At 67.3% G+C, this 20,114-nt stretch carries 18 protein-coding genes and 1 pseudogene; 12 read left to right on the top strand and 7 right to left on the bottom strand.

Annotated features, from left to right (window positions below; translation table 11 throughout):
- Positions 1–132 precede the first annotated feature (132 nt).
- Positions 133–612, bottom strand: a complete 480-nt coding sequence (locus DBV14_RS06415) for an autotransporter domain-containing protein (RefSeq protein WP_124458361.1) — start codon at positions 610–612, stop codon at positions 133–135.
- A 234-nt stretch (positions 613–846) separates the two neighbouring features.
- Here DBV14_RS06415 and DBV14_RS06410 point away from each other — a divergent pair, with 234 nt between their 5' ends.
- Positions 847–1,497 (top strand): 2OG-Fe(II) oxygenase, encoded by a 651-nt coding sequence (locus tag DBV14_RS06410; protein WP_124458360.1) that lies wholly within the window; start codon positions 847–849, stop codon positions 1,495–1,497.
- Positions 1,498–1,627: 130 nt separating this feature from the next.
- Here DBV14_RS06410 and DBV14_RS33765 read toward each other — a convergent pair whose 3' ends face one another.
- The 3 genes and pseudogenes from DBV14_RS33765 to DBV14_RS06400 all read right to left on the bottom strand — a co-directional run bounded on the left by DBV14_RS33765 (position 1,628) and on the right by DBV14_RS06400 (position 3,130).
- Positions 1,628–1,954: a DUF4440 domain-containing protein gene (locus tag DBV14_RS33765; protein ID WP_260396842.1), complete on the bottom strand. Its 327-nt coding sequence runs from the start codon at positions 1,952–1,954 to the stop codon at positions 1,628–1,630.
- 219 nt (positions 1,955–2,173) lie between these two features.
- A pseudogene (locus tag DBV14_RS34195) lies at positions 2,174–2,602 on the bottom strand (DUF4019 domain-containing protein); the annotation flags it as partial.
- Positions 2,603–2,791: 189 nt separating this feature from the next.
- Entirely contained in the window at positions 2,792–3,130 is a 339-nt protein-coding gene (locus tag DBV14_RS06400) for a response regulator (RefSeq protein WP_185545945.1), read from the bottom strand.
- 254 nt (positions 3,131–3,384) lie between these two features.
- Between DBV14_RS06400 and DBV14_RS06395 the strand changes: the two genes are divergently transcribed.
- Positions 3,385–3,768 (top strand): response regulator, encoded by a 384-nt coding sequence (locus DBV14_RS06395; RefSeq protein ID WP_124458357.1) that lies wholly within the window; start codon positions 3,385–3,387, stop codon positions 3,766–3,768.
- 15 nt (positions 3,769–3,783) lie between these two features.
- Here the strand turns inward: DBV14_RS06395 and DBV14_RS06390 are convergent, their stop codons facing one another.
- Both DBV14_RS06390 and DBV14_RS06385 read right to left on the bottom strand, forming a co-directional pair.
- The gene (locus DBV14_RS06390; RefSeq protein WP_124458356.1) at positions 3,784–5,034 is read right to left on the bottom strand and encodes a serine hydrolase; all 1,251 of its coding nucleotides are present in this window, start codon (positions 5,032–5,034) and stop codon (positions 3,784–3,786) included.
- Positions 5,031–5,975, bottom strand: coding sequence for a GntR family transcriptional regulator (locus DBV14_RS06385; protein ID WP_124458355.1), 945 nt, complete (start codon positions 5,973–5,975; stop codon positions 5,031–5,033). The genes DBV14_RS06390 and DBV14_RS06385 overlap by 4 nt, the downstream gene beginning before the upstream one ends.
- 249 nt (positions 5,976–6,224) lie before the next feature.
- Between DBV14_RS06385 and DBV14_RS06380 the strand changes: the two genes are divergently transcribed.
- From DBV14_RS06380 to DBV14_RS06345, 9 genes are read left to right on the top strand one after another with little or no spacing between them, the layout of a single operon-like run.
- Positions 6,225–7,529, top strand: a complete 1,305-nt coding sequence (locus DBV14_RS06380; RefSeq protein WP_124458414.1) for an aspartate aminotransferase family protein — start codon at positions 6,225–6,227, stop codon at positions 7,527–7,529.
- A 47-nt stretch (positions 7,530–7,576) separates the two neighbouring features.
- Entirely contained in the window at positions 7,577–8,671 is a 1,095-nt protein-coding gene (locus DBV14_RS06375) for a C45 family peptidase (RefSeq protein ID WP_124458354.1), read from the top strand.
- A gap of 32 nt (positions 8,672–8,703) precedes the next feature.
- Positions 8,704–10,353, top strand: a complete 1,650-nt coding sequence (locus DBV14_RS06370; RefSeq protein WP_260396841.1) for an ABC transporter substrate-binding protein — start codon at positions 8,704–8,706, stop codon at positions 10,351–10,353.
- A 16-nt stretch (positions 10,354–10,369) separates the two neighbouring features.
- Positions 10,370–11,314 (top strand): ABC transporter permease, encoded by a 945-nt coding sequence (locus tag DBV14_RS06365; protein WP_124458353.1) that lies wholly within the window; start codon positions 10,370–10,372, stop codon positions 11,312–11,314.
- Complete coding sequence (locus DBV14_RS06360; protein ID WP_124458352.1) at positions 11,311–12,126, top strand: ABC transporter permease; 816 nt, start codon at positions 11,311–11,313, stop codon at positions 12,124–12,126. Before DBV14_RS06365 ends, DBV14_RS06360 begins: the two co-directional genes overlap by 4 nt.
- On the top strand, positions 12,123–13,844 hold the full coding sequence (locus DBV14_RS06355; RefSeq protein WP_260396840.1) for an ABC transporter ATP-binding protein: 1,722 nt from the start codon (positions 12,123–12,125) through the stop codon (positions 13,842–13,844). The genes DBV14_RS06360 and DBV14_RS06355 overlap by 4 nt, the downstream gene beginning before the upstream one ends.
- The gene (locus DBV14_RS33345) at positions 13,841–14,827 is read left to right on the top strand and encodes an alpha/beta hydrolase fold domain-containing protein (RefSeq protein WP_260396839.1); all 987 of its coding nucleotides are present in this window, start codon (positions 13,841–13,843) and stop codon (positions 14,825–14,827) included. Before DBV14_RS06355 ends, DBV14_RS33345 begins: the two co-directional genes overlap by 4 nt.
- 9 nt (positions 14,828–14,836) lie before the next feature.
- The gene (locus DBV14_RS33340) at positions 14,837–15,496 is read left to right on the top strand and encodes an FMN-binding negative transcriptional regulator (protein ID WP_185545944.1); all 660 of its coding nucleotides are present in this window, start codon (positions 14,837–14,839) and stop codon (positions 15,494–15,496) included.
- A 23-nt stretch (positions 15,497–15,519) separates the two neighbouring features.
- Positions 15,520–17,301, top strand: a complete 1,782-nt coding sequence (locus DBV14_RS06345) for a hypothetical protein (RefSeq protein ID WP_124458351.1) — start codon at positions 15,520–15,522, stop codon at positions 17,299–17,301.
- 200 nt (positions 17,302–17,501) lie between these two features.
- Here DBV14_RS06345 and ilvB read toward each other — a convergent pair whose 3' ends face one another.
- Positions 17,502–19,298 (bottom strand): biosynthetic-type acetolactate synthase large subunit, encoded by a 1,797-nt coding sequence (gene ilvB, locus DBV14_RS06340; protein ID WP_124458350.1) that lies wholly within the window; start codon positions 19,296–19,298, stop codon positions 17,502–17,504.
- Positions 19,299–19,363: 65 nt separating this feature from the next.
- Here ilvB and DBV14_RS06335 point away from each other — a divergent pair, with 65 nt between their 5' ends.
- A complete protein-coding gene (locus DBV14_RS06335) occupies positions 19,364–19,858 on the top strand; it encodes an Lrp/AsnC family transcriptional regulator (RefSeq protein WP_185545943.1) in 495 nt (164 codons plus the stop codon).
- The last annotated feature ends 256 nt before the right edge of the window (positions 19,859–20,114 follow it).

Raw genomic sequence — 20,114 nt, 5'->3', positions numbered from 1 at the left:
TCGGATGGATTGTTCGAAGGCGCGGCCCTTGAGCCACGGGGACATGCGACCAGTTGCCGACACCGGCATCCGGCCACGGATTTCGTCGAAGTCCTCAGGATCGTCGGCAGCGCCGGAACGCTGCCGTGGAGCTCACCAGAGGATGCGTGCGCCGATGCCGCCCTGGACCGAGCTCTTGACGCGCGTGTCCCCGCCCGCGCTCCAGAGCTTGCCGATCTCGCCGTAGAGGCCGAAGGTCGGCGTCAGCGCCAGCGTGGCGCCCGCGGCCAGTTCGGCCGAGGTGCCGCCAGTCGACGAGGCGATGGCGGTACGTCCGCCCTGCGCGATGAAGCTCGCCACGTCGTTGCCGTTCGAGGCACGGTAGAGATTGAAGTGCGCATAGGGCTGCAGCCGCCCTGCCCCCATTCCCACTTCGCCCTTCACGCGCACGCCCAGTCGCGCGAGCCATGCACTGTCGGGGTGCTGTCGTAGTTGACGTAGCTCTGTGCACCAGCTTGGATCGCCATCGTCGGCCCAAGGGCAAGGAGCACCGCATAGTGAACCCGGCGTGGCTTGAATGACGAATTGCCCCCTGCACTTTTGTTTTTCTTTGTACTGCTTTTCACAATCCATCTTTCTTAAAAACAATGTTTACTTTATTTACCCAGGCGATATCTGCGAACGACGTCTTTCGACTGCGCCGACTAATCTTCTGAGCAACATTTGCGCCATCAATAGTGGTTCTCCAGCGCGAGCATGCGGCTCGTGCATTACCTGATTCATGGAGAAGCCGGGTCGTTTAAAAATTGCGTTTCGGCAACTTAATTAACAATTAGCAGAGATAAGAAGGAGGTGAAAATTGCGCCCATGAGCAGCAAGCCACTTCCGCAGCCTTCCACCCGGCCATCGACTTCCGGCAATGCAGATGTCGGCACGGGCATCGTCGTTGTCGACGACGTGCTGCCGCACAACGAGCAACAGGAGATCCATCGATTCCTGACCAGCGGCAATTGGTCGTACGGCTGGCGATCCAACAAAGAGGCGGATGCCCAGAGGTTCTGGCACCGGCACTTTGCGGGAGTCGTCGATAGTTCGGAGTTGCAGGGCGACAGCAAGCAGCATTCAGCCGACTGCGCCGATGAGTTGAAGGCAACCGCGCCGCTTCTGCACAGCTTCTGGCAGCGCCTGCAAATGAAGATCTTCCAGGGCCACGTGCTGTCGCGCTGCTATGCGAATGCCCTGCCCTACGGAACCGAAGGCGGAACACACACCGATTCACCCATTCCCGGCGATTGCACCGCGGTCTATTACCCGCACGACACGTGGCATCCGGATTGGGGTGGCGAGACGATCATCTTCAACCAGGACCGCAGCGACATCCTGGCGGCGGTGTACCCGAAGCCAAATCGCCTGCTGGTCTTTCCCGGCTTCGTCAATCACGTGGCGCGTGGCGTGTCGAAGAGTTGTCCGCAGATGCGGATCACGCTGATGTTCAAGACGACCAAATCAACCAATTAATTTATTGGCCAATTAATTAGTGCGACCGGGAGACTTTCAATTGCGCACGGCGCCGCTCGCAATTGAAGTCTGCCAACGACAGCGGAGGCGCCACTTTCGCGCCCGGCGCCTCCGCTCACATCCGCTCCAATCAGGCGCCCACGGTTTCCTTGCGAATCAGCCACTGGCCACCGACGCGGCGCAACTCGAGTGTCTTGCGGTCGGTCTGGTTCAGCTTGTCCGCACGGTAGGTCTGCCTGAAGCTGGCGCTCGCGCTCTGGCCGTCGATGTTCACGACCAGCTTTTCGAGAGTCACGCTGATGCTCGACTTGCCGCCAATGCGCGCACGGCGTTCTTCTTCCCAGTTCTTGCGGCTCAGGCCGCTTGCGGGAGCGAAGTCGGACGCGTAGGCCGACAGGTAGCGGTCCACGTCCCGTGCCGACCAGGCCGCGCCCCATGCGCGCACGGCGGCTTCCACTTCGGCCGTCTCTGCGTTGGACGCCGGAGGCGACGAGGGTTGAGCTACTGGCGGCGTTCGTTGAATTGCTGGCGGCGAGGGCTGAGCTGCGGGAGTCGCCGAAATCGCAGGAGTTGCAGGAGTCACAGGAACAGCGGGCGCCGCAGTCGCGTCTGGTGCGGTGGACGGCGACTGCGACGACTGCGACGAAGGCGCCCGCGCTATCGCATACCCCGTGAAGTGCCACACGTTCTTCTCGAGTGCGAAGCTGATTCGCTCGGATGCGTTCTTGCCGCTGTCCAGGCGAGTGAGCAGTTCGACATTGGCATAGAGGCCCGCGGGCACTCCGGAATCATTGCCCGCCTGGTATTTGAGGCGCGTCACGCTCGACCATTCACGGAATGCAACCGGCCCCATCGTCAACCGCGCTTTTCTTGTGGCCTGGATGAATGTGGTCTTGCTCATGCTGCTTTTCAGCACGTCGGACCCCGACTCCCAAAGCTCGCCCAACCGGTCGGTATCGGCCTTGTGAAGAATTTCGAAAGCGGCGCGAAGCAACTCGTCGGACGATGTGTTGGGCGCAAGCGGCGCGGCGGCGGCCGCCACGGCGAGTTGCAAGGACGCAGCCGCAAGGCATCCGGCAAGAAGCCGGATAGAGAATCGATTCATTGAAATTGCCCTTCCCTGGAGTGTTGTGGAGAAGTGCTTATATGGCGATGGAGCGATACCCCGTTGCAGGGCGCATGAAGGTGCCGCGCAGTAACGGGCACATGTTCACGCCAATAGAAAATTTCCACGCCGACAGATTCGGCGGTATGCAAGGCCGCGTACGGGCGGCCGGCGTGGCAGCGCTCTGACCTAAGCCTGCGACGCCATCGACTGCTCGAGTGCGCCCATCAGCTGCTCGACCGTATAAGGCTTGCGCAGCCACACCGTGCCCTGCATGGCCGTGGCCGGCTGCGCCCGCCCGGTGACGAAGATCACCGGCACGCGGTGGCCGCTGAGCAGCTTCTCGGCAAAGTCATGGCCCGAGAGCGCGGGCAGGCCGATGTCGACCATCACCACGTCGAATGCGCCATCGAAGAAGCGCGCCATGGCGGCCTCGGCGCTCTTCACGCCGGTGGCCCAGTGGCCCAGGGCTTCCAGCAGTTTCAGGGTGGTGGCGAGCGTGTCGACGTCGTCCTCTACCAGCAGCACGCGCAGCTTTTGTTGTGGTTCTGGCGATGGCGGCGGTTCTGTTGTCTGTTCTGTTGTCATTTGCAAGGCATTTTTCCAGACAAAACGCATCTGTGCGTCGCTGGCGCCCCGCCATACGCCCCATCTCGCTGGGATCTACGCCAGATGGCGGCGTTGTCCGACTCGGCCGCCCTCCCCGAACCAGACAATTTGCTCCTCGGCCGAGACAAGCCGAAGCGAAGCAACAACGAGCAAGCCCCCGGCCTCGAACAACAATGACCCGCATCTACCTGATAGAAGACAACCCCCTGATTGCAGCGACAGTGACCGACGGGCTGCAGGCCTTTTCCGAATGCGACGTGGTCGGCATCGCCACCACCGCCGACGAAGCCATCCACTGGCTCGAAGCCAACCCCGAAGCCTGGGACGCGGCGGTGATCGACGTCTTCCTTGCCAAGGGCAACGGCCTGACAGTGGCCAACTACCTCAAGCAGAACAAGTCGCGCAACCAGCGCACCGTGGTGCTGATGAACTACGCCAGTTCCGAAGTGCGCGAAGGCGCGCAGTCGGCGGGCGTGGATGCGGTGTTCGACAAGTCGCTGCAGCTCGACGCCTTCTACGACTTCTGCAAGACGCTGAATCTTTCAGCCGCCCGCTGACCACGCACGCACTCATCAGCCGGCGGCGTCGTTGCGCATCAGGTGCTCGGCCACCGCGCGAAAGGCAGGCATCGACGTCGGCAAATGCGCATTCGCGGCCATGGGGTGCGAGGCAAAACGCGCCACCACCATCTCGGCTTCCGGGTCGATGTGCAGCGCCTGGCCGTGGATGCCCTGCGCGGTGAAGGTGCGGCGCGCGTCGTGCGCCACCCACCACATGTTGCGGTAGCTCCAGCCGGCCAGCCGCGTGTAGCCCGCCAGCGCAAAGCGGGCCGGATCGGCACCGCGGCGAATGTCGGCCACCACGGCCTCGGGCACGATCTGCGTGCCGTTGAAGAAGCCGCCGAGCCGCATCATCTCGCCCAGCCGCGCCAGGTCGCGCAGGCCGGTGCACAGGCCACCGCCCGCAAATTCGGCGCCCTGCCCATCGACGGCAAAGGCGGCGTCCTGCTCGGCGCCCAGGCGCGACCAGATGCGCTCGCTCAGCACCTGTGCCAGCGGCTGCCCGGCCGCGCGGCCGATGAGCCAGCCCAGCACGTCGGTGTTCACGGTGCGGTAGGCAAAGGCCTCGCCGTGCGTGCCCCGCCCCTGCACGGTCTGCAGGAACTGGCGATAGCCCTCGGCGCCCGAGTAGCCGGCGGGGCGCGGCAGCAGTTCACCGGCACGCGCGTGCTTCCATACGCCGGCATCGGGGTCGGTGTAGTCCTCCGAATAATCGATGCCGGTCGTCATGTCCATCACCTGGCGCACCGTGGCATGGCCGAAGGCGCTGGCCGCGAGCTCGGGGATGTAGTGCGCCACCACGGCGTTTTCGTCCAGCGCGCCCTCGGCCGCCAGCATGGCGCCGACCGTGCCCACGACCGACTTGGTGACCGACATCGCCATGTGCTGCCCGCGTTCGTCGAGCGCGCCGAAGTAGCGCTCGTACACGATGCGCCCGCGGTGCAGCACCACCGCGCCGTCGGCATGAATGGCGGCCAGCGCGCTGCGCCAATCGGTGCGCGATCCGTCCGCGGGCAAGGTGAAGCCCAGTGCGTCCAGCTCGGGCCGCTCGGCGCGCGGCAGCACCGACACCGGGCCGTTGCCGCGCGACACGTTGCGTGTCGGCTGCAATTCACGCAGGTTCGAAAAGGCCCAGCGGTTCTCGGGGAACTGGAAGATCGACCGGTCGCGCGGCCGCTGCGTGGCGGTGCCCGCCGTGGGAAAACCATCGCGCCAGCCATCGGCCAGCGCGGCATTCGGTGCCGTCGTTTCGTGGGTGTTCATGGGGGTGTGGTGGCTTGTTCGTCGAGCGCGTCCAGCTCGCCCATCACGCGGCGCTCCAGGATGTCGCTGGCCCGGCTCAGGTGGGCATGCATGTGCCTGGCGGCCACTTCGAGCTTGTTTTCCTCGACCGCATCGAGAATCTGCAGGTGCTCGCGGCACGACTTGCGCAGCAGGTCGATGTTCACGAGCGGGTAGTCCGACAGGTCGGAAATGCGGCGCAGCCGGTTCTGCTGCTTCACCGCATCGAGGATGAAGCGGTTGCCCGAGGCGCTGGCCAGCAGCTCATGAAACTGCGCGTTGGCCTCGAAGAACTCCATCCACGAATGGCGCGATGCGTGGGTCAGCAAGGTCCGCTGCTGCTCGCGGCAAGCCAGCAGCCGCTCGTGCTCGACCTTGAAGCCGGGCTCGCGCAGTGCCGCGCATTCGACCGTCAGACGAAAGCGATAGCTCTCGCGTTCGCTCTCGACCGAGTCGAGCGTTTCAGTGAACTCCCAGCGCTGGTAGTGGCGCCCGCGCAGCACGCCGTCTTGCAGCAGCGTGGTCATGACGTTGCGCAGCAAGGGGCGCGGCACGCCGTAGGTCTGCGCCAGTTCGAGCTCGTTCACGCGCGTGGGCAGCTTGCCCGCCAGGCGGTCGCGCAGCACGCGGTAGTACAGCGTTTTTTCTTCGTCCTCGGGCATCTCGCGGCGGGCCTGGCCCAGCGCCTCGCGGTCGGCCACCAGCGTGTAGCCGCGGTTGGGCACGTGCGCCAGCAGCTCGCGCTCGTGCAGCAGGCGCAGCGCCGCGCGCACCGGCGTGCGCGAAATGCCGAGCCGCCCCGCCAGGTCGGACTCGGTCATGTGGCGGCCGTTTTCGTAGCCGCCGGCGAGTGCCTGGTCGAGGATGTAGCGGCTCACGCGCTGGGTGAGCGGCGGGATCGACTTGTCCATCTGCTGGGCCATCCATGGTTCTCCCAAAACGCGGGCTGGGTGCCGATCATCGCGGCTATTTTGTATTTTTAGCCCTAAAAAACCATGTACATCTCGCGTCAAAAATACAATTTAAGTTTCAAGATCGGCCCCACGCCGACCCGGGAGACGGGTCGTTTCCACCGGAGAAAACAACTCGTGGCCCAAGCCGAAACACTCTCTTCTTCCCGCAGCGCCAGCGCTGCAGCAGCCGGCGCTCCCGCATCGCTCGACGCGTTCTGGATGCCCTTCACCCCCAACCGCAAGTTCAAGCAATCGCCGCGCCTCATCGTCGGCAGCGAAGGCCTGTACTACGACCTGGCCGATGGCCGCCGCGTGCTCGACGCCATTGCCGGCCTGTGGTGCGTGAACGCCGGGCACCGCAACCCGCGCATCAGCGCCGCGCTGAAAGCGCAGATCGACGTGCTCGACTACGCCTCGAACTTCCAGATCGGCCACCCCGCCGCCTTCGAGCTGGCGCAGCGCCTGACGCAGATCGCGCCGGCCGGCATGAATCACGTGTTTTTCACCAACTCGGGTTCGGAGTCGGTCGACACCGCGCTGAAGATCGCGCTGGCCTACCACCGGGCGCGCGGCGACGCGGGCCGCTACCGGCTCATCGGCCGCGAGCGCGCGTACCACGGCGTGGGCTTCGGCGGCATCTCGGTCGGCGGCATCGGCCGCCAGCGAAGCACCTTCGGCCCGCTGCTCAACGGCGTGGACCACCTGCCGCACACGCTCGACCTGGCGCGCAATGCGTTTTCTCGCGGGGAGCCCGCGCACGGCATCGACAAGGCCGATGCACTCGAAGCCATGTTCACGCTGCACGATGCATCGACCGTGGCCGCCGTGATCGTCGAGCCCGTGGCCGGCTCCACGGGCGTGCTGCCGCCGCCGCGCGGCTACCTCAAGCGCCTGCGCGAAATCTGCGACAGGCACGGCGTGCTGCTCATCTTCGACGAGGTCATTACCGGCTTCGGGCGCCTGGGCAGCAACTTCGCGGCCGACCTGTTCGGCGTGGTGCCCGACATCATCACCACCGCCAAGGGCCTGACCAACGGCGCCGTGCCCATGGGCGCGGTGCTGATGCGCGACGCTGTGCACGACGCCTTCATGCACGGCAGCGTGGGCGCGGTCGAGCTTTCGCACGGCTACACCTACTCGGGCCACCCGCTGGCCTGCGCCGCCGCCATGGCCACGCTCGACGCGTACACGCAAGACGGGCTGATTGCCCAGGCAGCCGAGCTGTCGCCCTACTTCGAAGACGGCCTGCACGCGCTGCGCGGCCTGCCGGGCGTAGTCGACATCCGCAACGTCGGCCTGCTCGCGGGTGTCGAACTGCAGCCCTGGGCCACGGGGCCGGGCACGCACGCGCAGGCGGTGGCGCAGCATTGCCTCGACCACAGCGGCGTGCTGGTGCGCTCGGTGGGCGACACCATCGCGCTGTCGCCGCCCTTCACGCTGGAGCGCCGGCACATCGACCAGATCGTCGACAGCCTGCGCGCCGCCATCGCGCAGACCGCACAGCCGACCGACGTGGCCGCCTGAACGCACGGCGCGCCGCACGCAACCCCCAAGACAAGGAGACAAAAGACATGGACATCGAATCGTTCCCCCTCTATGACATCGAGGGCGACGCGCGCCAGTGCGGCCAGCAATACGGCCGCGCCGCCGGCGACCGCATCGACCTGAGCCTGCGCACCTACCGCCTGGCCTTCGAGCGCGTCGGCCTGAGCTGGGACCGCACCCGCGCGCTGGCGCGCCGCTTCATGCCGCTCATCGAAGCCTTCGATGCCGGCATGCTGCGCGAGATAGAAGGCGTGGCCGAAGGCGCGGGCGTGCCGGCCGAAGACATCGTGGCGCTCAACGCGCGCAGCGAAATGCTCTATGCCTTCCAGCAGCTCGAAGCCACCGAGCCACCCGACGGCTGCACCGGCGTGGTGGTCATGCCCTCGGCCGCGCGGGACGGCAAACTCATCCACGCGCAGAACTGGGACTGGCGCGTTGAGAGCCTGGAGCTGGGCGTGGTGCTGCGCATCCAGCCGGCCAAGGGCCCCGCCATGCTCACCTTCGCCGAAGCCGGCACGCTGGCACGCGCGGGCCTGAACAGCGTGGGCATTGCCGTCACCGGCAACTTCATCAAGGCCGATGGCGACGGCCAGCAGCAAGGCGTGCCGCTGGCGCTCATTCGCCGCGGCATCCTGCAGTCGGAGCTGTACGCCAACGCGCTGGGCGTGGTGTGCCGCAGCGCGCGCTCCATCTCCAACAACATGATCGTCACGCATGCCGAGGGCGAGGCCGTGAGCCTGGAGACCTGCCCCGCGCAAGTGTTCTGGCAGCAGCCCGAGGCCGGCATCCTGGTACATGCCAACCACTTCAAGACACCGGCGGCACTGGCCCGCGTGGTCGACCGCAGCCTGGAGACAACGCCCGACTCGCTGTACCGCGACCGCCGCGTGACCGAGGCACTGCACGCCAAGACCGCGGGGGACCTCACCGAGCAGGACGTGCTCGACGCATTGCAAGACCGCTTCGGCGCACCGCGCGCCGTGTGCCGCAGCCCGAGCGCGGGCCCTGGCGGCGCATCGTCGGCCACCGTGGCGACCATCGTGATGGACCCGGCGGCACGAAAGATGCGCATTGCACCGGCGCCCTTCAAGGCCCACCGCTTCACCGAGTATTCCCTCTGATGATCCGCCCAGCTTTCGCCAGGAGTGTTGCCATGACCATGCCCGTGCCCATGCCCCCGTCCCGCCCTCCCGCCGCCGCTGCTGCCACCGCGCTGCTGGCGCTGGCCCTTGCCGCCGGCGCGGCCTGCGCCCAGGCCCAGGCCCAGGCCCAGGCCCAGACCGCCGCCGCCGTCGCCGTCGCCGTCGGCGCAGGCCAGACCATGCGGATACAGATCAACTCCGACATCCGCTCCACCGACCCCGGCGGCAACCGCGACGACAACACCGACAACGTGCTCACCCACGTGGTCGAAGGCCTGGTCGCGCTGCGCGAAGACACCTCGGCCGGCCCGATGCTGGCCAGCAAGATCGACACCTCGGCCGACGGCCTGACCTACACCTTCACGCTGCGCGACGGCGTGAAGTTCCAGAACGGCGCCGTGCTCACCGCCGACGACGTGGTGTGGAGCTGGCAGCGCTACCTGAAGCCCACCAGTGGCTGGCGCTGCCTGCCCGAGTTCGACGGCAAGGGCATGACCAAATTGCTCTCGGTGGAAGCGGCCAACCCCAAGACCGTGGTCTTCAAGCTCGACCGCCCGAGCGGGCTGTTTCTCACCATGATGGCGCGGCCCGACTGCGGCAGCGCCGCCATCATTCACCGCAGCTCGGTCGGCGCCGATGGCCAGTGGAAAGAGCCCGTGGGCACCGGCCCCTACAAGCTGAAGGACTGGAAGCGCGGCCAGTACGTCGAGCTGACGCGCTTCGACGGCTACACCTCGCGCAGCGAACCGCGCGACGGCCTCACCGGCGGCAAGAAGGCAGAAATAGAAAACCTGCGCTTCGTCGTCATTCCCGATTCGGCCGCGGCCAAGGCCGCGCTGTACAGCGGCGGCATCGATGCCTTCATCAGCCCCAGCCCTTCCGACGTGATCGAGATGCGCAAGCGCAGCGACGTCATCGTCGACACCACGCCGGTCATGACCATGGTCGCGCTGCTGCTGCAGACCAACGACCCGCTGCTGAAAGACGTGCGCATTCGCCGCGCTTTGGCGCTGGCGCTCGACACGCCCGAGGTCGCCAAGTCGGTTACCGAAGGCCTCTCGGCCGTCAACAACTCGGCGGTGCCTTCGTCCAGCCCCTACTACAGCGCCGTGCAGGCGGGTGGCTTCAAGCGCGACATTCCCGCCGCGAAGAAGCTGCTGGCCGAAGCCGGCTACCGCGGCCAGCCGATCAAGCTCATGGCCAACAAGCGCTACGAGGCGCTGTACTCGGCCGCCGTGCTGGTGCAGGCCATGGCGTCCGAAGCCGGCATCAACGTCGAGCTCGAAGTGCTCGACTGGGCCACCCAGCTCGACCGCTACACCAAGGGCCAGTACCAGAGCATGGCCTTCGTGTACTCCGCGCGCATCGACCCCTCGCTCAACTACGAGATGGTGTCGGGCGACAAGGCCGCGCAGCCGCGCAAGGTGTGGGACAGCGCGTATGCGCAGACCCGGCTGGCCGAGTCGATGGTGTCGCGCGACAAGGCGCGCCGCCAGGTGCTGTTCGACGAAATGCACAGGCAGATGCTGCAGGACGTGCCGATGATCGTGCTGTTCAACGCCAGCGACGCCACGGCCATGCGCAAGAGCGTGGTGGGCTTCAAGGGCTGGGCCCCGGCCAAGCCGCGGTTCTGGAACGTCCGGCTCGACGCCCGCTCCTGACAGAGGCGCCGCTTCCATGCCCGCCTACCTCCTGCGCCGGATCGCCATGACGATCCCGACGCTGCTGCTGGTGTCGATTGCCGTCTTCGCGCTCATGCGGCTGATTCCGGGCGACCCGGTGCAGCTCATGCTCGGCGAAGGCGCCGACCCCGCGCAGCTCGAACTCATGCGCCACCAGATGGGGCTCGACCAGCCCCTGGTCACCCAGTACTTCGTGTGGCTGCGCCATGCGCTGGCGGGCGACCTCGGCGTGTCGACCACCAACGCACTGCCGGTGCTGCCGCTGATCTGGGAGCGCTTTCATGTGAGCGCCGTGATCGTGCTCACCGCCGTGGCGCTGGCCTCGCTCATCGCGGTGCCGGCGGGCCTTGTCGCCGCCTGGCGCAAGGACCGGCCGACCGACCTGGCCATCATCGGCGCGGCCACGCTCATGCTGTCGGTGCCGAGCTTCTGGCTCGGCCTGCTGCTGCTGATGTTCTTCGGCCAGTTCCTGGGCTGGCTGCCGGTGGTGGGCTACGTGCCCATGTCGGAAAACTTTTCGCAGGGCGTGCTGTATGTGATCTTGCCGATCGTCACGCTGGTGCTGGTCGAGACGGGTGTGCTCACGCGCATGTCGCGCGCCAGCACCATCGAGATCTTGCGGCTCGAATACGTGACGCATGCGCGCGCCAAGGGCGTGCCCGAGTCGCAGGTGCTGCGCCGCCACGTGCTGCCCAACGCCTTCAACCCCACGCTGACGATGATCGGCCTCATCCTGGGCCATCTGCTGAGCGGCATCGCGGTGCTCGAGACGGTGTTCACCCTGCCCGGCCTCGGCCGCCTGATGATCGACGCGATCTTCGCGCGCGACTATCCGGTGCTGCAGGGTTGCCTGCTGTTCACGGCCTGCATCTACGTCGTCATCAACCTGATCGTGGACATGTGCTACCCCTTCTTCGATCCACGGGTGTCGGTGCAGTGAAAAAGCTCAAGACCCATACCCTTGTCGGCGGCGTGCTCATCGGCGTGCTGCTGGTGCTGGCCGTGGTGGCCGCGCTGTGGACGCCCTACAACCCGCTGGGCATCGACCTGCGCAACAAGCTGCAGGCGCCGTCGATGGCGCACTGGCTCGGCACCGACGAGTTCGGCCGCGACGTGGCCAGCCGGGCCATGCGCGCGGCATCGACCAGCTGCCTCATCGCGCTGCTCACCGTGGCGCTGGCCACCGCCATCGGCCTGGTGGTCGGCGTGGTCGCGGGCTTCGTGCGCGGCTGGACCGACCGCGTGCTGATGGCCTTCAACGACACGCTGCTGGCCTTTCCGGGCCTGCTGCTGGCGCTGGGCGTGATGGTGATCGTCGGCGCCAACCAGTGGGGCATCGTGCTGGCGCTGAGCATGGCGTATGCGCCCTCGGTGGTGCGCGTGGTGCGCGGCACCGTGCTGTCGCTGCGCGAGCGCGAATACGTCGAGGCCTCGCGAATGATCGGCAACGGCGAGATCTACACCATGTGGCGCCACATACTGCCCAACTGCGTGGCACCCGTCGCCGTGCTGGCCACCAGCATGTTCGGCTGGGTGCTGCTGTCTGAAAGCGCCCTGAGCTTCCTGGGCCTGGGCGTGCCGCCGCCCGCGCCCACCTGGGGCAACATGCTGTCCAGCGCGCGCCCCTACATGGCCTCGGCCGTGTGGCTGTGCGTGGTGCCCGGCCTTTGCATTGCGCTCACGCTGCTGGGCATCAACCTGCTGGGCGAATCGCTGCGCGACCGGCTCGACCCGCGGACGGAGAAGTCATGAGAAACACAACCTCTCCCGACATTCAAGTCGCGCAGCCCGTGCTTTCGGTGCGGCACCTGAAGATCGACCTGCACGGCGGCGCCCAGACGCTGGTGCACGACCTTTCCTTCGACGTGCACCCCGGCGAATTTCTCGCGGTGGTGGGCGAATCGGGCAGCGGCAAGACCATGGCCGCGCGCGCCATCCTGCAACTGCTGCCGCCGGGCATCGCGCAGGCCGGCGGGCAGATCGTGTTCGACGGCGAAGACCTGAGCACGCGCGACGTGAAGGCCATGCGCCCCATTCGCGGGCCGGGCATCGGCATGGTGTTCCAGGAGCCGATGGTGTCGCTCAACCCGGTGCACCGCATCGGCGAGCAGATGGCCGAAGGCCTGCGCATGCACACGCAACTGTCGGCGCCGGAGATTCGCACGCGCTGCCTCGACATGCTGCGCCGCGTGCAGATTGCCGACCCCGAGCGTTGCATGGACGCCTACCCGCACGAGTTTTCGGGCGGCATGCGCCAGCGCATCATGCTGGCCAGCGTGATGCTGCTCAAGCCGCGCCTGCTGATTGCCGACGAGCCGACCACCGCGCTCGACACCCTGAGCCAGCGCGAAGTGCTCGACCTGATGGTCGGCCTCGCAAAAGACCAGGGCACCGCCGTGCTGCTGATCACCCACAACCTGGGGCTGGTCGGGCGCTATGCGCAGCGCGCCATCGTGCTGGAGAAAGGCCGCCTGGTCGAAACCGGCGACGTGCCCGAAATTCTCGTGGCGCCGAAGCAGCCCTACACGCGCAAGCTGGTCGACGCTCTGCCGCGCCGCCAGGCCGCGAAGCCGCAGGCCGCAGCTCCGCAGCAGCCGCTGGTGCAGGTGCGCGGCCTGTGCGTGAGCTACCCCGGTGCGCGCGCCGGCTTCTTCAAGCGGCATGCGCCAGTGCGCGTGATCGACTCGCTCGACCTCGACATTCACCCGGGCGAGATGGTCGCGCTGGTGGGCGGCAGCGGCTCGGGCAAGACCACGCTGGGCCGCGCCATCCTTCGGCTGGCGCCTTCGCATGGCGGGCAGATTCTTTTTCGCGGCGAAGACGTTCGCACGGCCGACCGCGCCGCGCTGCACCGCTTCAGGCTCGCCTGCCAGCTGGTGTTTCAAGACCCGTTCTCGTCGCTCGACCCGCGCATGCGCGTGCACGACATCGTGGCCGAGCCGCTGCGCCACCTGCCCCAGCTCGATGCGGCGGCACGCCTGCGCCGCGTGAAGGAAACGCTGGACGAGGTGGGCCTTGACGGGCTGGGCACGCGCTACCCGCACGAGCTGTCGGGTGGCCAGCGCCAGCGCGTGGCCATTGCGCGTGCGCTGGTGCGGCGCCCCGCCTTCGTGGTGGCCGACGAGCCCGTGTCGGCGCTCGACATGACCATCCAGGCGCAGGTGCTGCGCCTGTTCCAGAGCCTGCAGGCACACCACGGCTTTGCCTGCCTGTTCATCAGCCACGACCTGGCGGCCGTCGAGCAGATTGCCGACCGCGTGATCGTGATGGAGCGCGGCCGCATCGTGGAGCAAGGCGCGCGCGACGCCGTGTTCGACGCACCGCGCCACGCCTACACCCAGGCCCTGCTGGCGGCCACGCCGCGGCCGTTGGCCACGCTCGGCGTTGCTCCGGGGGCCACGCCCACGTTGCCCGCCGAGGCCATCGAGCCCGCCTCCTTCGTCCTCTCTTCCGAGAAAGTTCCTGCGTGACATCTCCGCTGTCTTCCACCTGGCTGAACCCCACCGCACCGCCGCCGCTCGATCCGCAGATCGTCGAGTTCATGCGCCTCATGGCGGCCGAAGGTGGCCGCTACCCGAAGCGCCACACCATTCCGATCGCCGAAGGCCGCGCGAATGCCGAGAAGGTGCGCGCGCCCTGGACGCAGGGCGGCCCCGTCATGGCGCGCACCGTCGAGCACAGCGTGCCCACGCGCCACGGCGACGTGCGCATTCGCGTGCACTACCCCGAAGCGCGCACGCTGAAAGGCGCGCTGGTGTACATCCACGGCGGCGGCTTCGTGCTGTTCAGCCTCGACACCCACGACCGCGTGATGCGCGAGTACGCGGGCCGCGCCGGCATTGCCGTCATCGGCATCGACTACACGCGGGCGCCCGAGGCGCAGTTTCCGCAGCCGCACGACGAATGCGTCGACGTGATGCGCTGGCTGAACACCCATGCGCCCACGCTCGACATCGACCCGGCCCAGCTCTTCATCGGCGGCGATTCGGCGGGCGCCAACCTGTCGGTCGGTGCCTGCCTGGTGCTGCGCGACGCGGGCGATGCGCTGCCGCTGGGCATGCTGCTGAACTACGGCGCCTTCAGCACCGAGCTGTACCGCGAATCGGTGGTGCGCTATGGCGCCGGCGAATACGGCCTGACGCTGCACATGATGGTGTGGTTCTACGGCCTGTACCTGCGCAAGCCCGAGGACTTCAACGACCCGCGCCTTGCCAGCCTCACGGCCCGGCTCGAAGGCCTGCCGCCCGCCTGCTTTGCCATTACCGAGTGCGACCCGCTGCACGACGACAACGTGCTCATGGCCGCGAAGCTGCGCGCCGCCGGCGTCGAGGTGACCGACACGCTCTACCCCGGCACCATCCACGGCTTTCTGGAGGCCGTGTCCGTCGCCGACGTGGCCGGCCGCGCCTTCGACGACGCCGCGCGCTGGATGCGTGCACTGGCCGCGCGCTGAACGCACGCCATGTACACGCCCAAGCCATACGTCGAGGCCGACCTCGCGACGCTGCACGCCGGCATTCGCGCGTGGAGCTTCGGCACGCTCATTACCGTGGGGCCTTCGGGCGTCAACGCCACGCACCTGCCCTTCCTGCTCGACGCGGCTGGAGAAGCTGGTGACCAGGACCCGCAAGGCCATGGCCTGCTGACCACGCACCTGTCGAAGAAGAACCCGCAGTTCGAAGACCTGCGCGCGGGCGCCGAGGCGCTGGCCATCTTCCAGGGGCCGCATGCCTTCATCACGCCCAGCTGGTACGTGAAGCAGAGCACCTTCCCGACCTGGAACTACACCGCCATCCATGCGCGCGGCACGCCCCGCGTCATCGAAGAGCGCATGGCCGTGCACGCCGTGCTGCGCCGCACCGTGGCCCTGTACGACACGCCGCTCGGCGGCAACTGGGACTTCGACGCCATGTCCTTCGACTTCGTGGCGCCCCGCCTGGACATGATCGCGGCGGTGCAGATTCCGGTGCGCGTGCTGGAGGGCAAGTACAAGCTCAACCAGGACCGGTCGGAAGAAGACCGCAAAGGCGTCATCGCCGCGCTGGAGCGGCTGGGCGAACCGCAGGGCGTGGCCGTGGCGGGGCTGATGAGGCAGCAGCTGGCCGCGCTGGCGGGCGGCTGATTCAGGGCGGCACAATCGTCCGCGTGCCGCTCTTCAAACACAGCCTTTCAGCCAGCCTTGCGCTGGTGTTCGCCCTCACCGTCACCTTCGCTGCTGCGCCCGTCGTTGCGCACGCCGCCGAGCCGCTTCTTCTGGTCACATCGCCTGCCGCTTTGCAGGCCGCGGAAAAGGCCGGTGCCGGCTTCGCCCGCTGGGTCGGCGGCGGCGCTCCTTCTTCCAGCGACGGCGTCACGACCAACCAGGCGCTGATGCGCTCACCCGCGTGGCAATCCATCGCCGACCCGCTGCGCGACAGCCTCGCCGGCATCCAGAAGCGCGACCGGCAGGCGGGCGTCGGCATCTCGCGCTATCCACACCGGCTGTTCGATGCGCGCTGGCTCGCGAGCCCCGATGCGTTCTTCGAACTGGTCGGCGTGGCCAACCGCATGGACCGGCGGCCTTTTCAAAGCGGCGCATGCGGCGAAACGCGGCTGGTGTACCGGCTCGCCTACCGCACGGCCGCGATGCAATCGCGCCTGCCGATGACGGTGAACGTGGAGCTGCGCGGCGATGCGCCCGATGCCGATGGCAGTTGCGCGAGCAGCGCGCGGCTCTGGCAACCGCCGCAGGCCATGACCGCGAACACGAACGCAACCGCGAACGACGAGGCGCTCGGCCGTTGGCTGGTGTCGGCCGAAGGCCCGCTCGCACCGCAACGCATCGCGCCCACGCGCATCGCCCAGGTCACGACCAATCTGCAAAGCGTGCGCTGGCCCTCGGCCGTGCGGCCCGACCTGGGCGGCCATGCCGAGTACATGCTGCGCGCCTTCCGCTGGAACGCCGGTGCGCGACGCTTCGACATCGGCCCGCTGGAAAACACGCCCGACGTCGCGCGCCTCAAGGCCGATGCCCCCTTGCGCAAGGAACTGCTGCAGTGGCTGCGGCAGCCCGCCAACCTGCGTGCGCTGGACGAAGCCACGCTGCAGCTTCCCGAAAAATTTCTTGCGACCGAGTCCGTCTCGGTGGCGCCGCGCGGACAGGAGCGGCTGGCCAACAAGCCCTTTGCGCAGATCTTTCCGGCTGGCGAATGGCAGGCCGTGCCCGGCAGCCGCACGCTGCAATCACCGCAAGCCGTGCTGCGCCGCCTCGACGACCTGAGCTGCGCGGGCTGCCACCAGAGCCGCGCGGTCGCGGGCTTTCATCTGCTGGGCGTGGACCGGCGCGGCGCCTCGCGCACCTTCACTGCGGGCAACGCGCTCGCGCTGCCGCATTCGCCGCACATGCAGGACGAACAGGCACGCCGCGCCACCTACGTGAAGGCTGCGCTGGCGACGCCTCGGCCCGATCCGTTCCGGCCGCTGGCCGAGCCGGACGACGTGAGTGCCACGGCGGCCAAGGCAATGCCGGCCACGGTCGGCGCGAGCTGCGAGCCGACGCGCATTACGCAATCCGCGAATTCGTGGCTCGACCGCGCGGAGAAGCTGCCGCGCATCGCCTGTGAAGGTGTCTTCTCGGTGTGCGAGAAAACCTCCGTCGGGTTTCCGGGCGGCATGTGCTCGGGGCCTTGCGATCCGTTCGACAAGAAGAACGGCACCTGCGGCGGCATCGCCATCCTCAGCGACTTCAACCAGTGCCTGGCTGCGAACAAGCCATTTGGCGAATGCCTGAGCAAGCACACGCGGCCGGGCAATTTGCGCAGTTGCTCGGCGGAGCAGCCTTGCCGCGATGACTATATTTGCGCGCAGGCGGATGGGCAGGCTGAAGGGCGTGGGGCGTGCATTCCGCCGTATTTTTTGTTTCAGATGCGGGTGGATGGGCACTCTTGATTTGGGGGCGGTGCTTTTTCAAAGGCACCGCCCTCACCCCAACCCTCTGGCTGTTTGTGTTGTCCCCTCTCCCTCTGGGAGAGGGCTAGGGTGAGGGCTGTCGGCCTCGCAACATCGCGCAGCCTCGAACGCCGCTTGCCCTCACCCCAACCCTCTCCCAGAGGGAGAGGGAGCAAAGCGGGGTCAGGGCCGCAGCTCCCTCAAGCCCCCTCTTCCTCTTCGTACCACCGGTCCTTCGCCAGCATCACCCGGTGATGCCCATGCCCCGACGGCATCATCGGAAAGCAGTTCTCCTGCGCCGCGACCTGCACGTCCAGAAAGAACGGCCCTTCGCTCTCCAGGCATTCAGCCAGCGCGGCCTCCAGCTCCGCCGGGTCCGACACGCGCCGCGCGCCCCAACCAAAAGCCTTGGCCAGCGCCACGAAATCGGGCAGCGCTTCGTTCCAGCTGTGGCTCAGGCGGTTGCCGTGGTTCAGCTCCTGCCACTGGCGCACCATGCCCATGTAGCCGTTGTTGCACAGCACCAGCTTCACCGGCACGCGGTGCTGCATGGCGGTCGACAGCTCCTGGATGTTCATCAGCACCGACGCATCGCCGCTCACGCACACGGTCAGCGCATCGGGGTGCCCGATCTGCGCACCGATGGCCGCCGGCAAGCCGTAGCCCATGGTGCCGGCGCCGCCCGAGGTGAGCCAGTGGCGCGGGCTGTCGAAGCGCAGGTACTGCGCGGCCCACATCTGGTGCTGGCCCACGTCGGTCGACACGATCGCGTCGCGCCCGCCGATGGCGCGCTGCAACGTCGACATCAGCTGCTGCGGAAGAATCGAATCGGCGCGCGGCTCGAAGGCCAGGCAGTCTTCGGCGCGCCAGCGTTCGATGCGCGCCCACCATGGCGCCAGCCGCTCGGGCGCAAAGCCCTCGGCCGGCAGCATCGCCAGCAAGGCATCGACGATGGCGCCGCAGTCGCCCACCATCGGCACGTCGACGTGCACCACCTTGTTGATGCTGCCGGGGTCGATGTCGATGTGGATCTTGCGGGCATGCGGACAGAACTCGTCGAGCTTGCCGGTCACGCGGTCGTCGAAGCGCGCGCCGATGCACACCACCAGGTCGGCCTCGTGCATGGCAAGGTTGGCCTCCAGCATGCCGTGCATGCCCAGCATGCCGATGAACTTCGGGTCGGACGCGGGGAAGGCGCCCAGCCCCATCAGCGTCAGCGTGCACGGCGCGTGCAGGCGGTGCACCAGCTGCGTGAAAGCCTCGCAGGCGGCCGGGCCCGAATTGATGAGCCCGCCACCGCCGTACAGCACCGGCCGGCGCGCCGTCGACAGCAAGTCGGCCGCGCGCTGCAGCATCGCCCTCGGCGGCAGCGGTGCCCTGCCCGTGCGCAGGGGGCGCAGCGGCGCCGATGGTTCGGCGCCGTGGCCCAGGCGCTGCAGCTGGATGTCTTTCGGCACGTCGAGCAGCACCGGCCCGGGCCGGCCCGAGCTGGCGATTTCGAGTGCACGCCGCACCAGCGCCGGCACGTCGTCGGCCGCGCGCACCTGCCGGTTCCACTTGGTCACGGGGCGCGACATGCCGAGCGCATCGCTCTCCTGGAATGCCTGCGTGCCGATGACCGCCGTCGCGACCTGGCCGCTGATGCACAGCACCGGCACCGAATCGCTCATGGCGTCGAGCAGCCCGGTGATGGTGTTGCCCACGCCCGGCCCCGAGGTGACCAGCACCACGCCCACGCGGCCGGTGCTGCGCGCATAGCCTTCGGCGGCATGCACGGCGGCCTGCTCGTGCCGCACCAGCACATGGCGTAGCCGCGGCTCGCCGTGCAGCGCGTCGTACAGCGGCAGCGCGGCGCCACCGGGGTAGCCGAAGATGGTGTCGACGCCGCATTCAACCAGCGTGTCCAGCAGGGCCTCGGCGCCGTTGCGCACGCGCGGTGCGGCTTCGGGGTGGAGGGAGAGGGAGGGCGTAAGGGGAAGGTGGTCGAGCAGTCTCATGCCGTCAATTCTTCCGGTTTGAGCGCAAAATATGCTTCTTTCTTTTGGCTCTTTGGACCTGATTAATGAAGAACAATCGGCAAACTGCTGGCGACAACGAAGGATCTTTCGACAAGACCGACCTGGCGATCTTGCGGGTGCTGTTGCTGGACTCGCGCAAGACGCTGCAGGAGATCGGCAACGAGGTGGGCTTGTCGCCGACGAGTTGCTGGACGCGGATCAAGAAGCTGGAAGCCTCGGGGGTGATCAAGCGCTACACGATCGATGTGGACCCGGCAAAACTGGGCTATCACGATTCGGTGATCGTGCAGGTGACGCTGGAGAGCCACACGGACGAAACGCTGTACGACTTCGGGCGGGTTCTGGCGACGATTCCCGAGATTCAGGAGGCGTACCTGGTGTCTGGCGACTACGACTACTACATACGCATAGCGGTGCGGGACACGCGCGACTACGAGCGGCTGTTGCGCGAGAAGCTGTACAAGATTCCGGGCATTCGACATAGCAAGTCGCACTTTGTGCTGCGGGTGCTTAAGGAGAGCAGCGTGCCGGTTATTTGAGTTTGCTTGTGCGGTGTTTTTTTGGCGCTGCTGTTTTGGAGCGGGGTCATTCTTTGTGCGTGCACAGGACACCGGGTACTTCCCTCCGCGAATGTCCCCCGCTTCGCTCCTCCTTTATTTCGCTGCGGGAAGCACCCGATGCCCTGCGCACCTGGGCACGCGGCTGGTTCGCAGCCGATCAACGACCGCTCTGAGGAGCTCGCGCCGGCGGTGTGCTCTGCGCAGCGAAATAAAGGAGGAGCGAAGCGGGGGACAT

The organism is Variovorax sp. KBW07 (assembly GCF_003852515.1).
GTDB lineage: Bacteria > Pseudomonadota > Gammaproteobacteria > Burkholderiales > Burkholderiaceae_C > Variovorax.
The sequence above is the reverse complement of the archived record's forward strand: the minus strand, read 5'-3'. Positions and strand labels throughout refer to the sequence as shown.